The following is a 15,709-nucleotide window of genomic DNA, read 5'->3' as shown; positions in this document are numbered from 1 at the left end:
TGAGCGGACTGGCTCGCTAATGTCCCCGCAATGTGAACGCGCCGTGGCAGTGTCGCCGCGTAGCGCAGCCGGTGCCTTGCCAGACCGGCGGCTTTCTCCGTGCGACGCCGCTGGGACCGGTGTCGCAACCGCCGGGAGACTGCCGTCGTCGCTCACCCGAAGAGGAGAGGGCGTCGTGACCGCGGAGACTTCCCAGACGCTCGACCGAGGACTGCGCGTCCTCAAGCTGCTCGCCGACACCGATCACGGTCTGACGGTCACCGAGTTGTCCAACAAACTCGGTGTCAACCGCACCGTCGTCTACCGTCTGCTCGCCACCCTGGAACAACACGCCCTGGTACGCCGTGACTTGGGCGGCCGTGCCCGGGTGGGCCTGGGTGTGCTGCGCCTCGGCCGACAGGTGCACCCGCTGGTCCGCGAGGCGGCGCTGCCCGCGCTGCGCTCCCTGGCCGAGGACATCGGGGCCACCGCCCACCTCACGCTCGTCGACGGCACCGACGCACTCGCGGTCGCGGTCGTCGAACCGACCTGGACCGACTACCACGTGGCCTACCGGGCCGGCTTCCGTCACCCCCTGGACAGGGGCGCCGCGGGCCGGGCCATACTCTCCGCCCGGCAGAAGAACCTGGTCGGCGACCCCGGCTACACCCTCACCCACGGCGAGCTCGAAGCCGGTGCCAGCGGGGCGGCCGCAGCCCTGGTCGGGGTGTCGGGCGTGGAGGGCAGCGTCGGTGTGGTGATGCTCGCCGACGCCGTACCGGAACGGGTGGGCCCCCGGGTGCTCGACGCGGCCCGGGAAGTGGCGGACGCGCTGCGCTGACGGGGGCGGACGCGCCGCGGGCGCCGGCGGATAGATTGGGCGGGTGCTCTCTCGTCTCTCGCGCCCCCGTGCCCTCGCCCTCTGCGCACTGCCCGTCCTCGCCCTGTTCGGCACGGCCGCCTTCGCGCCCCTGCCGTTCACCCTGGCGCAGCCCGGCACGACCGCGAACGTCCTCGGGAAGAACGACGGGAAGCCCGTGATCACGATCACCGGCGCACCCACCCGCACCACGGAGGGGCAGCTGCGGATGACGACGATCTTCGCGACCTCGCCGAACGCCGACGTCGGGATCGGGCAGGTGATCGACGGCTGGTTCCGGACGGACCGGGCCGTGATGCCCAGGGACTCCGTCTATCCGACCGGCGGTTCCGAGAAGGAGATCGAGAAGCACAACCTCGACGACATGAAGGAGTCGCAGGACGTCGCCGTCGACGCGGCCCTGAACTATCTCGACCGGGACCTCGGTTCGATGCGGATCAGCGTGGACCTCGGTGATGTGGGCGGCCCCAGTGCCGGGCTCTTCCTCGCCCTCGGCATCATCGACAAGCTGGACGGCGACGGCTCCGGCGGGGATCTGACCGGCGGCCGTTCCATCGCGGGTACGGGCACGATCAGCGCCGACGGCAAGGTCGGCGCCGTCGGCGGTGTATCGCTGAAGACCCAGGCCGCTCACCGCGACGGGGCGACGGTCTTCCTGGTCCCCGAGGACGAGTGCAAGCAGGCGGAGGCGGAACGGCCCGATGGGCTGCGGCTGATCCCCGTCACGACGCTGAAGGGCGCCGTGGACTCGCTGCGCTCCCTGGAGCAGGGCGGGAAGGTCCCGAGCTGCTGACCTCCCCCGCCACCGGAGCGGGTACGGGTGCGGGGGAGCCCCCCGGACCCTCCGCGGAAGCGAGGTCCGGTCCCTCCGCGGAAGCGGTCGCCGCCCCCTCGGCGGAAGCGGCACCCGGCCCGGCCACCGCACCCGGCCGGTCCACCGCACCCGGCCCGGCCTGAACACCCGGCCGGTCCATCGTCCGCCAGACCGGGAACACCAGCGGGCTCAGCGTCGCCAGGAGATACACCCCGCCCATCGCGAGCAGGGCCCCCGTCACCCCGAACCCCTCCACCAGCAGGCCCGCCGCGAGGCCGCCCACCGGCATGGCGAGCTCGCAGCCCGCGGTGAGTGCCCCGGAGACCCGGCTGCGCAGTTCCTCGGGGACCCGTTCGTACGTCACCGTGGTCAGGATCGGGTTCAGCACGCCGCCCGCGATGCCGCCGAGCAGCATGGTCACGGCGAGCGGCAGGGTAGTCCCGGTCACCGCGGCGACCAGGAATCTCGGCGCCCCGCACAGGAGCACGCACACCGCGAACACCGTCCATCGCGAGAACCGGTGACCCACCGCCCCGTAGAGCAGCGCCCCCGTCAGGCCGCCGGCGCCGAACAGCGCGGTGAGCAGACCGAGGTCGGTGGCCCCGCCCAGCTCGCCCTCGGCGTGCACCGGCAGCAGGACGGCGTTCCAGCCCTGGTCGGTGCCGTTCATGAACATCACCATGATCACGACCGAGAGCAGCAGCCGGTTGCCGAGCAAGTAGCCGTATCCCTCGCGCAGTTCGGCACGGTAGGTGCGCAGCGAGACGGGCGCCGCGGCCTTGCGGGGCTCGGCCGCCCGGACCCCGCGTACCCCCGTCGCGACCAGCAGCGCGGACAGCCCGAACGTGGCGGCGTCCAGCAGCAGTACGGTCTCGGCCCCGACCAGCGCGATCAGCAGCCCGGCCAGTGCGGCGCCGACCATCCGGGCGCCGCGCGAGACGGCGTCGAAGAGGCTGGCGGCGCGGGTGAGCGTGGTGCCCGCGTGCTCGGCGAGGTCGGGCACGAGGACGTAGCGCGCGGTGTTGCCCGGGGTGTGGACCAGCCCGTTGAGCGCCATCAGCGCGCACAGCATCCAGAATTCGAGCGCTCCCGCGTAGTGCAGAAGCGGAATCGTGGCGATGGCGAGGCCGCATACGGTGTCGGAGGCGACGGCGACCCGGCGGCGGCCGAGCCGGTCGATGACCGGTCCGCCGATGAGTGCCGAGACGACGATCGGCAGCGTGGCGCAGAACGCGACGAGGCCCGCCCGTCCCGCGCTGCCGGTGGTCTCCAGGACGAACCACGGAACACCGATGAGGGTGAGTGACGTCCCGGCTGTGGAAATGGAGTTGGCCGCGAGCACGCTGATGAGCGGTGTGCGGTGACGCGCCTTCCGCGTGTACCGCGGGTGCTGTGGGTCCTGCATGTGATGCCCCCCGTTCATCGGTTACGCCGGACGGGGCGCGCGCACGGCGGCCCGGGTGGGCCGGTTCTGGGCGAGGCGGAGGCCCAGCTCGACCATCGTCCAGCCGACCCGGCTGCGCAGGCTGGTGTGCGGCGGCCGGAGGGTCATGGCCTCGCGGTGCAGTTCGGTGGCGCGGTAGACGTGTGTCCGGTGGTGGATGTCGCAGTGCATGGCTGGTGGGCCCCTTCGGTCGGCTCGTCGGTGGCTCGTCGGTGGCTCGTCGGTTCGTCGTCGGCCGGTCCGGACGGTCTGCTGCTCGGACCGGACCGGACCGGACCGGCCGGTCTGCCGGTCCGGCTGGTCCGCCGGTCTGCGGGTCGGTTCGTCGTCCGCAGGGCATGACGGGGTGCCGGGTCGGCGGGTCGGCCCTTCATCGCGCCGGCCCGTCAGCCCGCCAGTTCGTTCGTCAGGTCTGTCAGCCCGTCAGGCCCGTCAGCCCGTAGTTCCGTTTGTCCGTCCGTCCGGCCTACTCGGGAGGCCGCGGGAAGACGTGCACATGGCTGCGTACGGTGGCCGAGCCCTCGGTGCCCTCGGGAACCACGCCCTGGTAGCTCTCGATCAGCTCGTGGATCTTCCCGGTCAGCTCGTGGGCGAGCTCGGGGGTGAGCCGTACCTTGAAATTGCTGATGTCCCAGCTCTGGTGCCAGGCCTCGGGCCATTCGTGCATCGTGCCGAGCCAGGTGTTCAGCTCCTGGGCGTGGGTCGTGGCGATCTCGTGGAGGATGACGCCGGTGGCCCCGCGCACCTCGGGGTCCGGGTGGGACAGGAAGCGGCCCGTGTTGAAGGCGGTGCCCCTGTGGACGGCCCGCCACCACCGCTCCCGGCCCTTGCCCAGTTCCGGGGCGTCCTCGACGAGGCCGTGCGACGCCAGTTGCCGCAGGTGGTAGCTGGCGGCACCACTGGACTCGCCGAGCCGCTCCCCGAGGCCGGAGGCGGTCGCGGGGCCGTACTCCCGAAGGGCGCTCAGCAGCCGCAGTCGCAGTGGATGAGCGAGGGCACGCAGGGTGCGGGCATCGACGAGGTGGACGTTGGTCCCCTCGTAGGACCGGCGGTCACCGGCGGGAGCCCCGTCCCCGTCCTCACCGCCGGTCTCGGCTCCGGTCTCTGCCTTGTCGGCCTCGTTCGCTGTCATGCCGTGACTCTAGAGTTGCAAAGGAAGCTTTGCAACGCTTTTTTGCAACGGAATCTTTGCAAGGGGCCTGATGGCTCCGGCGGGCCGTCACCCCTCCTCGATGAACCCCTCCGCCACCAGCCATTCCTTCGCCACCTCGTGCGGGTCCTCCCCGTCCACGTCCACCTTGGCGTTGAGCACCTGCGCGACCTCCGTCGTCAGCTTCCTGCTGACCGGGTCCAGCAGCCCCGCGATCTCCGGGTACTTCTCGAAGGTCGCCGTGTGGATGACGGGAGCGGCGTTGTAGTTGGGGAAGAAGTGCTTGTCGTCCTCCAGCACTTCCAGGTCCATCGCCTTGATCCGGCCGTCCGTGGTGAACACCTCGCCCAGCAGGCAGGAGTCGGACGTGGAGACCTGGGTGTAGATGATTCCGGCGTCCATCTTCTGGATGTGGGAGGCGGGGACCGGCATCCCGTACGCCTTCTGCATCCCGGGCAGCCCGTCGTCGCGGGAGGCGAATTCGTTCTCCACGCAGATCGAGACGGCGTTCGGGTCCTTCCTCGCCAGCGCGGCGACGTCCGAGAGCGTCCTCAGCTTGTACTTCGCGTTGTTCTTCCGGCTGATGGCCAGCGCGTAGGTGTTGTTGAGCGTGGACTGCGGCAGCCAGGTCACCCCGTTCTTCCGGTCCTCGTCCCGTACCGCCTCCCACTGCTTCCGCGGATCGACGATCGGCTCGGCGTGCCCGAGGTAGGTGATCCAGGCCGTGCCCGTGTACTCGTACATCGCGTCGGCGTCGCCCTTGACGATCGCCTCGCGGGCACTGATCGAGCCGGGCAGATTCGTCCGGTCCAGCACCTCCGCGCCGGCCGCCTTGAAGACCAGGCCGATCATCTGGCCGAGGATGATGTTCTCGCTGAAGTTCTTCGAGGTGACCGTCAGGGAGGCGCCCTTGAGCGGCTTCCCCCGGCCGGCCGGCCCGGGCGTCACATCGTCCACCATCGGCGATCCGCTCTTCAGCCCGCACCCGGCGAGCACCAGCGACAGGGCCAGGGCCAGCGGCAGCCCGGCCCGGTATCCGCGCGTCACGGCCCCTCCAGTCCGCGCGGCGTCAGCGACAGCTCGACCAGCGAGGCCAGCCAGTCCACCAGCAGCGCCAGCACCACCGTCAGCACGGACCCCAGCACCAGCACCGGCATCCGCTGTGTCTGGATGCCCGAGGTGATCAGGTCGCCGAGCCCGCCGCCCCCGCCGAACGTGGCCAGCGTCGCGGTCCCCACGTTGAGCACCAGTGCCGTCCGCACCCCGGCGAGGATCAGCGGCACGGCGAGTGGCAGCTCCACCTTCCTCAGCGTCCCGAGCCCCGACATCCCGATCCCGCGCGAGGCCTCCACCAGGGTCGGATCGATCGCCTTGAGACCGGCCACCGTGTTGGACAGCACGGGCAGCACCGCGTAGATCACCATGCCGACGATCGCCGTCGACGGGCCGATGCCCAGCCAGATCACCAGCAGTGCCAGCAGACCGATCGCCGGGGTGGCCTGCCCGATGTTGGCGATGGCCGTGACCACCGGGGCGCCCTTGCTGAGCCCGCGCCGGGTCAGGGCGATGCCGAGCGGGATCGCGATGATCAGCACCCAGAAGGTCGAGATGGCCGTCAGCCTGATGTGCTGCCACAGCCGCAGCTGCACGGTGTCGCCGGCCAGTGAGTTCTCCGCGATCGAGTCGAGGTCGACGTTGGTGATCCACATATAGGTGATGGCCAGGACGGCCGCGAGCACGAGCGGCAGCACCACCAGCTTCTGCCAGGTGATCCGGCGCGGCGGCCCGGCGGGCGGGGGCGCCGGCTCCGTCTCCTCGTCACGGAAGGCATGGCCCTTGACGTCGTGTTCGCCCGGCGGCCGGGTCTCGGAGACGCCGGGCTCGCCGGAATTCGGACGGCCGGGAGTCATACGCCGCCGCCACCCCCTTCCAGCTCCTGCTCGGTCGAGTGGGTGCGCAGCTCCTCCAGCTCGTGCTGGTGCTCCATGGCGGTCAACCGGTCGGCCTCCAGCAGCTCCTGCACGTTGTCCAGCAGGGTGTGCATGTCGACGAAACCGATGAACTCGCCGCGCCGCCCGGTCACCGCGACCCGCCCCCCGCTGTCGGTCAGTACGGCCTCCAGCGCGTCGTGCAGCGTGGCGTCCCGGGTCACCGTGTCGTGCACCAGTTGCCCGGCACGGGCCAGCGAGCCGCGGGCCCGCATCAGATCGCCGCGCCGCAGCCACTTGTACGGGCGGTTCCTGCGGTCCAGCATCAGCAGTTCGTTGTGCGTGCCGCTGCGCAGCTTGTTGAAGATGGACTGGAGCGGGTCGTCGACCGTCACCGTCGGGAAGTCGGCGATGCCCACATCCCGTACGCGCGTCAGGTTGAGCCGCTTGAGCGCCGCGCCCGCCCCCACGAAACCGGAGACGAAGTCGTCCGTGGGGTTGGTGAGGATCGCCTCCGGGGTGTCGAACTGCGCGATGTGCGAACGCTCGCGCAGCACGGCTATCCGGTCGCCCAGCTTGATCGCCTCGTCGAAGTCATGGGTGACGAAGACGATCGTCTTGTGCAGCTCGTGCTGGAGCCGGATCAGCTCGTCCTGGAGGTGGTCGCGGGTGATCGGGTCGACCGCCCCGAACGGCTCGTCCATCAGCAGCACCGGGGGATCGGCCGCCAGCGCGCGGGCGACGCCCACCCGCTGCTGCTGGCCGCCGGACAACTGGCGCGGGTAGCGCCCGTGGAACTCGCGCGGGTCCAGCCCCACCAGGTCGAGCATCTCCTCCACCCGGTCCTTCACCCGGGACTTGGACCAGCCGACCATCTTCGGTACGAGGGCGATGTTCTCGGCGACCGTCATGTGCGGGAACAGCCCGGAGGACTGGATCGCGTACCCGATCTTGCGGCGCAGCTTCACCGGGTCGATGTCGGTGACGTCCTCGTCGTTGATCCTGATCCGGCCGGAAGAGGGCTCGATCAGCCGGTTGATCATCTTCAGGGTGGTGGACTTCCCGCAGCCGGACGGGCCCACGAAGATCACGGTCTCGCCGGCCCTGATGTCCATGGAGACGTTCTCGACGGCCGGGTTCGGGTTCCCGGGGTAGCTCTTGGTCAGGTCCTCCAGCTCGATCGTGGCCCCGGAGGCGACCGTCGCGGTGCCCTCGTCGCCGTCCCTCCCGCCGTCCCTCCCGTCGGCCCCGGGGGCGGTCTCGGAGACGGTCTCAGCCACGGATCCCCCTGGGGATGGTCAGCCGCCCGAGCAGGACGTACGCGGCGTCGAAGAGCAGGGCGAGAATGACGATGCCGAGCGTGCCCGCGAGGACCTGGTTGATCGCGTTGGCGCTGCCCAGCGAGGCGATACCGCGGAAGATCTCGTTGCCGAGACCGGGCCCGGAGGCGTACGCGGCGATGGCGGCGATGCCCATCAGCATCTGGGTGGAGACCCGGATGCCGGTGAGGATCGGGGGCCAGGCGAGCGGCAGCTCCACCTTGCGCAGCCGGGCGAACCGGGACATCCCGATGCCCTTCGCCGCGTCGACCAGCGAGGGGTCGACACCGCGCAGCCCGACGATGGAGTTACGCACGACGGGCAGCAGTCCGTACATCGTCAGGGTGATGACGGTGGGCGCGACCCCGAGCCCGACCAGCGGGATCAGCAGACCGATCGCGGCGAGGGAGGGGATGGTGAGGACCGTCGCCGTGGAGGTGATGGCCAGCGATCCCGCCCAGCCGCTGCGATAGGTGACCACGCCGATCACCACCCCGAGCGCGGTGGCGATGACCATGCACTGAAATACGGCGCTGACGTGCTGGAACGCGTCGGTGAGCAACTGCTGGTGCCGATTTCCCACGTACTCCCAGAAGCTCACACGTCACTCCTCGGCTCGGTCAGTCGGTGTCCTGTGCGGCCTGCTCGACGAGCGGGATGACGCGCAGTGGGACCGGGTTCTCCATGACGATGGCCGTGGAGGCCCGGACAATGCCATCAAAACCGACAACGCGGTCGATCACCCGTTGGAGGTCGGCGTTGGAGCGGGCGACGAGCCGGCAGAACATGTCTCCGTGCCCGGTGGTGGTGTGCAGTTCGAGCACTTCGGGCACGCCACCCAAGTGGGCCCGGACCTGGGCCCCTTGGCCCTGCTTGATCTCCAGTGTCGCGAAGGCGGTGACGGGGTAGCCGAGCGCCGCCGGATCGACGTCCGGGCCGAAGCCCCGGATGACGCCATTCGACTGAAGGCGGTCCAGCCGGGCCTGTACGGTGCCGCGCGCCACGCCGAGCCGGCGGGACGCCTCCAGTACCCCTATCCGCGGCTCACGTGCCAGCAGCACGATCAGCTGCCCGTCCAGACGATCGATCGCCATGTCCCTGCCTCCGATGGTCATCATGTACAGAACGCCTGCTCATAGTGCCGAACAGCTGCACAGGTTGCCCAGCGATTCCGCGAACTATTGCGCACCTTGCGGAGCGGGGAGAGCCTGGGTTTATGACTGAGACTCTGCACACCACCCCCGACACCGCCCGGCAGGCCGATCCCTTCCCGGTCAAGGGAATGGACGCGGTCGTCTTCGCCGTGGGCAATGCCAAGCAGGCGGCGCACTACTACTCCACGGCCTTCGGAATGAAGCTCGTCGCCTACTCCGGACCGGAGAACGGCAGCCGCGAGACCGCGAGCTACGTCCTGACCAACGGGTCGGCCCGCTTCGTCCTCACGTCCGTCATCAAGGCGTCCACCGACTGGGGGCACTTCCTGGACGACCATGTCGCGGCGCACGGCGACGGTGTGGTCGACCTGGCCATCGAGGTCCCGGACGCCCGCGCCGCGTACGCCTACGCGGTGGAGCACGGCGCCACCGGTCTGACCGAGCCGCACGAGGTCAAGGACGAGAACGGCACCGTCGTGCTCGCCGCCATCGCCACGTACGGCAAGACCCGCCACACCCTCGTCGAGCGCAGCGGTTACGACGGCCCGTACCTCCCCGGCTACACGGCGGCCGCCCCGATCGTCGAGCCGCCCGCCAAGCGCACCTTCCAGGCCATCGACCACTGTGTGGGCAACGTCGAGCTCGGCCGGATGAACGAGTGGGTCGGCTTCTACAACAAGGTCATGGGCTTCACCAACATGAAGGAGTTCGTGGGCGACGACATCGCCACCGAGTACTCCGCCCTGATGTCGAAGGTCGTCGCGGACGGCACCCTGAAGGTCAAGTTCCCGATCAACGAGCCGGCGATCGCGAAGAAGAAGTCGCAGATCGACGAGTATCTGGAGTTCTACGGCGGTGCGGGTGTCCAGCACATCGCCCTCGCCACGAACGACATCGTCGCCTCGGTCCGGGCGATGCGCGCGGCCGGCGTCCAGTTCCTGGACACGCCCGACTCGTACTACGACACGCTCGGCGAGTGGGCGGGCGAGACCCGGGTCCCGGTGGAGACGCTGCGCGAGCTGAAGATCCTGGTCGACCGCGACGAGGACGGCTACCTGCTCCAGATCTTCACCAAGCCGGTCCAGGACCGTCCGACGGTCTTCTTCGAGATGATCGAGCGGCACGGCTCGATGGGCTTCGGCAAGGGCAACTTCAAGGCCCTGTTCGAGGCGATCGAGCGCGAGCAGGAGAAGCGCGGCAACCTCTGACCGCAGGGCTCCCACGCGGAGCGGGGTTCGCGGTACGAGGGCGGGGCACCCGGCACACGGGGTGCCCCGCCCTTCCGCGTGCGTTGCGTGCGGGGCGGCCGCGCCGCACGGCGCAAGCGCCGCGCTCCGGGCGCACGCCGTCGGCCCCCTTGCGCAACACCCGCGCTCCCGCTTTGGTGATCTGGATCACCTTGGGGACGAGCGGGAGGACACCGGCATGGCAGAAGCGACCGACAGCGGTACCGGCAGCGGTACCGGCCGCAGCGCCGACAGCGGTACCGAACCCCTGAACGCCCTTCCGCGCAAATCCAGTTGGACGTACATCGGTCCCGGCATCGTCGTCGCGGCCACCGGGGTCGGAGCCGGTGACCTCGTCGCGACGCTGATCGCGGGCAGCAAGTTCGGCTACACCCTGATGTGGGCGGCCGTCATCGGCTGCGTCGTCAAGATCTCGCTGGCCGAGGCGTGCGGCCGCTGGCATCTCGCCACCGGGCGCACACTCTTCGACGGCTGGCGCAGCCTCGGCCCGTGGACCACCGTCTACTTCGCGGTCTACGTCGTCGTCTGGGGCTTCATCTACGGCGCGACGGCCATGTCCTCCTCCGCCCTGCCCATCGTCGCGCTCTTCCCCGACGGTCCGGACCTCAAGACCTGGGCGATCATCACGGGCCTGATCGGCCTGGCATTCGTCTGGTTCAACCGGTACGCCGTCTTCGAGAAGGCCATGACCGTCCTGATCGGCGTGATGTTCGTGGTCGTCGTGTACGTCGCGGTGCGCGTCGGCCCCGACGTCGGCGCGTCGTTCGCGGGCCTGGCCCCCGTACTCCCGGACGGCTCGCTCCTCTACACCCTGGGCCTGATCGGCGGCGTCGGCGGCACGATCACCATGGCGGCCTACGGCTACTGGGTGAACGCCAAGGGCTGGACCAACTCCTCCTGGATGAAGGTGATGCGCCTCGACAACCGGGTCGCCTACATCACCACCGGAGTCTTCGTCGTGGCGATGCTGATCGTCGGCGCGGAACTCCTGCACTCCTCCCACCTCGCCCTCACCAAGGGCGACCGGGGGCTGATCGACCTCGGCGCGATCCTGGAGGACCGCTACGGAGCCGCGACCGCCAAGCTGTTCCTGGTCGGCTTCTTCGCCACGTCCTTCTCGTCCCTCATCGGCGTGTGGAACGGCGTGAGCCTGATGTTCGCCGACTTCGTCGACCGCTTCCTGCGCGAGCGCGGGGGTGCCCCGGCCGGGGTGAGCACCGTGGAGGAGGTGGCGGCCGGGACGAAGGAGCGCTCCTTCGCCTTCCGGGCGTATCTGCTGTGGCTGACGTTCCCGCCGATGACGCTGCTCTGGCTGGACCAGCCGTTCGGGCTGGTCGTGGTGTACGGCGTGCTCGGCGCGTTCTTCATGCCGTTCCTGGCCCTCACACTGGTATGGCTGCTCAACTCCTCGCGCACACCGAGGGAATGGCGCAACGGGGCGCTCAGCAACGTGATGCTCGTGGCGGCGGGCCTGCTGTTCGTCGTGCTGTGCGTGCAGCAACTGCGGGAGCTGCCCTGGTAGGGCCCGGCCGGGGTAGCCCCCCCCGTATCCCCCGTCCCCCGTCCCCCGTCCCCCGTCCCCCGTCCCCGTCCCCCGTCCCCGTCCCCGTCCCCCGTCCCCGTCCCCGGTCAGCGCGCCCTCAGCGTCAGCTCCAGGTCGGCACCGAGGGCGTGGGCGAGCCGTTCCAGCAGGGGAAGCGTCGGAGTCATCCGTGAACGTGCCGACGGCTCGTCGGGACAGGCGGGAAGGTCCCTCCCCGCCTGTCCCGGCGGGACCTCACCGCCCGTTCCGGCCGGGGAGGTCCCGCATCCGTCAGCGGCCGGACGGTGTCCCCGCAGCGGACGGGGCGGACAGGGCGGACGGGGCGGCCGTGGACGCCGCCGCCGGGCCCGCCGCGCCCGGCTCCGTGGATGCCGGGCTGCTCGGCCGGGGCGTCGGGGAGGCGGGGGAGGAGGGGGTCTGCCGCGACGGGGCGGGCTTCGCCGTCCCGGTATCGGCCTCCGGCTCCGGCTCCGGCTCGGGCTCGGGCTCGGGCTCGGGGGCCGGCTTCGGCGGGGGCTGCATGTCCTTCGGGCCGCCCGGCGCGGGTTCCCCCAGCGCGTCCAGGGCCTCCTCGGCGCGGGGCGCGTCCAGCGGGGAGAAGGCCGGGTTGGTGCGCAGGGCCTCCTCCAGATGGCGGCGGGCCGCACCGTACTGGGCCAGCTCCCGTTCGATCGTGCCCAGGTGGTACACGTACGAGGCGTTCCGGACCCCCGTGTCGACGGCCCGCCGGGCGTACTCCAGCCCCTCCTGCGACCGGCCCGCACGGTGCAGCGCCCAGCCCAGCGCGTCCGCCACCGCCGCACTGCGGTGCTGCCGGGACCACTCCGCGCGCAGCAGCTCCACCGCCGTGTCCGCGTCGCCGTGGTCGCTCTCGTAACGCGCCCGGAGCAGGGACTCGTTGACCCCGGCGGCCTTCGACCGTGACAGCAGGGTGCGCATCCTCGCGTACTGGCTGCGGGCGTCGCCGTCCAGGCCCAGCGCCTCGTACAGCTCGCCCAGTTCGAGGGCGTACTCCGCGCGGGGCAGCTCCGCCACCGCCGCCTGGTACGCGTCCAGCGCCTCGTCGGCACGGCCCAGGGCCGCCAGGGCGCGGGCCCGGCCCGCCAGCGACGCGTGCTGGCCGCTGTCCGTGCGCAGCGCCGCGTCGTACTGCGCCACGGCCTCCTCCGGCTCGCCGCGCTCCCACGCCAGATCGCCGAGGCGGTGCAGGGACTGCGCCTTCTCGACGGGGGTGGTGGCCCGGTCCGCCGCCTCGCGGGCGGTGGCCAGCGCGTCCTCCCGCCAGCCCTGGGCGCGGTACATCTCGGCGGTCCGGGCCAGCGCCGGAACCCCCTTGCGCAGCTGCCCGAACCTCTCCGTCGCCGTGCCGGCCGCCCGCTGGTCGCCCAGGCCGTTGTACGCCTCGATCAGGACCGGGTACGTGCTCCAGGTCTTCGGTTCCCGGGCCCGTACGGTCTCGCCCCACCGCTTCGCCGCGACGAAGTCGTGCCGGGCGTTGGCGAGTGCGGCCAGGCCCACCCAGGCCTCCCCGTTGCCGCGTTCGCCGGGCTGTTCCTCCAGCGAACGCCTCAGGGCCGTCTCGGCCCGCGCGTAGTACGCCGCGTCCGCGGAACGCCGCCCCCACTCCACGTACGCCGTGCCCAGCACCGCCCACGAAGGCGCGTCGGACGGATGCTCCTCCACCCACTTCTGCCGGTCCCCGATGAGCGCGGTCAGGTCCGAGAGCGAGGCCGGGGAGCCGGCGGTCGCCGCCGCTCGGGCCCGCTCGACCGGTCCCGGCACCTTCGGGCCGTCCTGCCCGCCGTCCGGAACGGCCACCACCGCACCGGCCACCAGAACGGCCGCGGCGACCGCGCCGAGCGTGGCCCTGCGCAGCGTCGTACGTGCGGTGGGCGGCGGGGGCGGGACCGCGGTCGCGCCCTTCCCGGGATCCTGGGGAGCGGCCGGGAGATCCTTCGCGTCCGCCGTGCGCGGCGGGAAGGGGGACGGCGGCTCGGGCGGCTGGCGGGGGTCCGGGTCCTGCTGCGGCGTGACATCCATGGCGATCACTCTGCGTCAGTATGAAGAGCACACCGCGCCTTGGGGACGCCCTCGCAGACGGGTTCACACCATTGGCCCCGGGTGCCAGTCTTGGATCATGAACGATCTCCTCGCACAGCTGCGTGCCGGTCTGCCCGCCGAGGCTCTGATCACCGATCCGGACGTCACGTCCTCGTACGCCCACGACATGGCGGGCTTCTGCGACGCGGGTTCCCCGGCCGTCGTCGTGCTCCCGCGCACGGTCGAGCAGGTCCAGCACGTCATGCGCACCGCCACCGCGCTGCGCGTCCCGGTCGTTCCGCAGGGTGCCCGTACCGGCCTGTCGGGCGCGGCCAACGCCTCCGACGGCTGCATCGTGCTCTCCCTGGTGAAGATGGACCGGATCCTGGAGATCAGCCCGGTCGACCGGATCGCCGTCGTCGAACCGGGTGTCATCAACGCCGTGCTGTCACGCGCGGTGAATGAACACGGCCTCTGCTACCCGCCGGATCCCTCCAGCTGGGAGATGTGCACCATCGGCGGCAACATCGGCACCGCGTCCGGCGGCCTGTGCTGCGTCAAGTACGGGGTCACCGCCGAATACGTCCTCGGTCTCGAAGTCGTCCTCGCCGACGGGCGGCTCCTGACCACCGGGCGCCGTACGGCCAAGGGCGTCGCCGGCTACGACCTCACCCGGCTCTTCGTCGGCTCCGAGGGCAGCCTGGGGATCGTCGTCAAGGCCGTCCTCGCGCTGAAGCCGAAGCCTCCGCGGCAGCTCGTCCTGGCTGCCGAATTCCCCTCCGCGGCCGCTGCCTGCGACGCGGTCTGCGCGATCATGGAGCGCGGTCACACCCCCTCACTCCTCGAACTGATGGACCGTACGACCGTGCGCGCGGTCAACGCGATGGCCGGCATGGGCCTCCCCGACTCCGCCGAGGCGCTGCTGCTCTGCGCCTTCGACACGCCCGATCCGGCGTCCGACCTGGCGGCCGTCGGCGAACTGTGCACCGCCGCGGGCGCCACCGAGGTCGTCCCCGCCGACGACAAGGCCGAGTCCGAACTCCTGCTCCAGGCCCGCCGGATGTCGCTCACCGCGCTGGAGACCGTCAAGTCCGCCACGATGATCGACGACGTGTGCGTACCGCGCTCGAAGCTCGGAGCGATGCTGGAGGGCACCGCGGCCATCGCCGAGAGGTTCGGCCTCACCATCGGCGTCTGCGCCCACGCCGGCGACGGCAACACCCATCCCGTCGTCTGCTTCGACCACATGGACCCCGACGAGTCCCGCCGGGCCCGTGAGTCCTTCGACGAGATCATGGCGCTCGGCCTCGAACTGGGCGGCACCATCACCGGCGAGCACGGCGTCGGGGTCCTGAAGAAGGAGTGGCTCGCCCGCGAGCTGGGCGAGACCGGGGTCGAGCTGCAACGCGGAATCAAGACGGTCTTCGATCCGCTCGGTCTCCTCAACCCCGGCAAACTCTTCTGACCCCGACACGCCGGGGCACGACAGCCGGATAAGGCCCTCACGCCTCACCGTCCTGGGAGGGCGACTCGTCCGCGGACCACGGGTCGCTCAGCCACAGGTCGTCGGCCGGGAGCGGCGCCAGCAGCTCGGCGAGCGCGTCGTCGAGGCCCAGCCGCTCGCTCTCCGTACCCGGGGGCACCACCCGCAGCGTCCGCTCCACCCACGCGGCCACGGCGGCCGACGGCACCTCCAGCAGGGCGTTGCCATCGGGGGAGGTGAGGGCGACACAGATGACGTTACGGTCGTTGATCTTGGTCGGCCAGATGCGTACGTCTCCGTGTCCGCACGGCCGGAACACCCCTTCCACCAGCAGTTCCCGGGCGAACGTCCAGTGCACGGGGGACTCGGAGCCGATGTGGAAGGCGATGTGCACGGCGTACGGGTCGTCGGTGCGGTAAGTCAGCCTGGCGGGTACGGGGATGGAGCGCTCGGGCGACAGGACCAGCTTCAGTTCCAGCTCGCGTTCCACGACGTTCAGCATGTCAGTGCACGACCTTCCGGTGCTCGTGGACCGGTCCCATGACCGGCCCGCACAAGGAGAGAGCGCCCTCCCCGCCATCCATTACGCGACTTTTCAAAAAAACTTCGGACGGCGTGGAAAGTGGTCCCAAACAGTGGGACCGGCCCGGCGACACGTGGGCGTCTGATAGATGTGGACCCTTGTATTGAGGCCGTCCGCACCTGCGACCGGACGGCCTGAGGCCTCG

15 protein-coding genes are annotated in these 15,709 nt (G+C 70.8%); 5 read left to right on the top strand and 10 right to left on the bottom strand.

The genetic code is table 11. From position 1 onward, the window contains the following. Window positions 1–175 precede the first annotated feature (175 nt). Together OHA98_RS33885 and OHA98_RS33880 are read left to right on the top strand one after the other, a co-directional pair. Window positions 176–820, top strand: a complete 645-nt coding sequence (locus tag OHA98_RS33885) for an IclR family transcriptional regulator (protein WP_266931488.1) — start codon at window positions 176–178, stop codon at window positions 818–820. Window positions 821–863: 43 nt separating this feature from the next. Continuing rightward, entirely contained in the window at window positions 864–1,652 is a 789-nt protein-coding gene (locus OHA98_RS33880; protein ID WP_266931487.1) for a S16 family serine protease, read from the top strand. Here the strand turns inward: OHA98_RS33880 and OHA98_RS33875 are convergent. From OHA98_RS33875 to OHA98_RS33840, 8 genes are all read right to left on the bottom strand, one after another. Continuing rightward, window positions 1,582–3,078 carry an MFS transporter gene (locus OHA98_RS33875; RefSeq protein ID WP_266931485.1) on the bottom strand — a complete coding sequence of 499 codons (1,497 nt, stop codon included), beginning with the start codon at window positions 3,076–3,078 and terminating at the stop codon, window positions 1,582–1,584. The genes OHA98_RS33880 and OHA98_RS33875 overlap by 71 nt on opposite strands. 21 nt (window positions 3,079–3,099) lie before the next feature. Continuing rightward, the gene (locus OHA98_RS33870; RefSeq protein ID WP_266931484.1) at window positions 3,100–3,288 is read right to left on the bottom strand and encodes a hypothetical protein; all 189 of its coding nucleotides are present in this window, start codon (window positions 3,286–3,288) and stop codon (window positions 3,100–3,102) included. Between the two features lie 295 nt (window positions 3,289–3,583). Then, complete coding sequence (locus OHA98_RS33865) at window positions 3,584–4,249, bottom strand: winged helix-turn-helix domain-containing protein (RefSeq protein ID WP_266931482.1); 666 nt, start codon at window positions 4,247–4,249, stop codon at window positions 3,584–3,586. An 87-nt stretch (window positions 4,250–4,336) separates the two neighbouring features. Then, window positions 4,337–5,314 carry a glycine betaine ABC transporter substrate-binding protein gene (locus OHA98_RS33860; RefSeq protein ID WP_266931480.1) on the bottom strand — a complete coding sequence of 326 codons (978 nt, stop codon included), beginning with the start codon at window positions 5,312–5,314 and terminating at the stop codon, window positions 4,337–4,339. Continuing rightward, on the bottom strand, window positions 5,311–6,177 hold the full coding sequence (locus tag OHA98_RS33855) for an ABC transporter permease (protein ID WP_266931478.1): 867 nt from the start codon (window positions 6,175–6,177) through the stop codon (window positions 5,311–5,313). Before OHA98_RS33855 ends, OHA98_RS33860 begins: the two co-directional genes overlap by 4 nt. Further along, window positions 6,174–7,376, bottom strand: a complete 1,203-nt coding sequence (locus OHA98_RS33850) for a betaine/proline/choline family ABC transporter ATP-binding protein (protein WP_266932518.1) — start codon at window positions 7,374–7,376, stop codon at window positions 6,174–6,176. The genes OHA98_RS33855 and OHA98_RS33850 overlap by 4 nt, the downstream gene beginning before the upstream one ends. A 91-nt stretch (window positions 7,377–7,467) precedes the next feature. Then, window positions 7,468–8,115 carry an ABC transporter permease gene (locus OHA98_RS33845; RefSeq protein ID WP_266931476.1) on the bottom strand — a complete coding sequence of 216 codons (648 nt, stop codon included), beginning with the start codon at window positions 8,113–8,115 and terminating at the stop codon, window positions 7,468–7,470. A gap of 19 nt (window positions 8,116–8,134) precedes the next feature. Continuing rightward, entirely contained in the window at window positions 8,135–8,608 is a 474-nt protein-coding gene (locus OHA98_RS33840; RefSeq protein WP_266931474.1) for an Lrp/AsnC family transcriptional regulator, read from the bottom strand. 122 nt (window positions 8,609–8,730) lie between these two features. Between OHA98_RS33840 and hppD the strand changes: the two genes are divergently transcribed. Beyond that, window positions 8,731–9,876 (top strand): 4-hydroxyphenylpyruvate dioxygenase, encoded by a 1,146-nt coding sequence (hppD, locus tag OHA98_RS33835; protein WP_266931472.1) that lies wholly within the window; start codon window positions 8,731–8,733, stop codon window positions 9,874–9,876. A gap of 217 nt (window positions 9,877–10,093) precedes the next feature. Continuing rightward, the gene (locus tag OHA98_RS33830; RefSeq protein WP_266931470.1) at window positions 10,094–11,437 is read left to right on the top strand and encodes an Nramp family divalent metal transporter; all 1,344 of its coding nucleotides are present in this window, start codon (window positions 10,094–10,096) and stop codon (window positions 11,435–11,437) included. 291 nt (window positions 11,438–11,728) lie between these two features. Here the strand turns inward: OHA98_RS33830 and OHA98_RS33825 are convergent, their stop codons facing one another. Then, window positions 11,729–13,498, bottom strand: a complete 1,770-nt coding sequence (locus tag OHA98_RS33825; protein ID WP_266931468.1) for a lipopolysaccharide assembly protein LapB — start codon at window positions 13,496–13,498, stop codon at window positions 11,729–11,731. 97 nt (window positions 13,499–13,595) lie between these two features. Between OHA98_RS33825 and OHA98_RS33820 the strand changes: the two genes are divergently transcribed. Next, window positions 13,596–14,963, top strand: coding sequence for an FAD-binding oxidoreductase (locus OHA98_RS33820; RefSeq protein ID WP_266931467.1), 1,368 nt, complete (start codon window positions 13,596–13,598; stop codon window positions 14,961–14,963). A 37-nt stretch (window positions 14,964–15,000) separates the two neighbouring features. Here OHA98_RS33820 and OHA98_RS33815 read toward each other — a convergent pair whose 3' ends face one another. Next, a complete protein-coding gene (locus OHA98_RS33815) occupies window positions 15,001–15,483 on the bottom strand; it encodes an SsgA family sporulation/cell division regulator (protein WP_266931465.1) in 483 nt (160 codons plus the stop codon). Window positions 15,484–15,709: the final 226 nt, after the last annotated feature.

The organism is Streptomyces sp. NBC_00654 (genome assembly GCF_026341775.1).
Lineage (GTDB): Bacteria > Actinomycetota > Actinomycetes > Streptomycetales > Streptomycetaceae > Streptomyces.
Note: the sequence above shows the minus strand (reverse complement) of the source record. Positions and strands in the feature narration are given on the sequence as shown.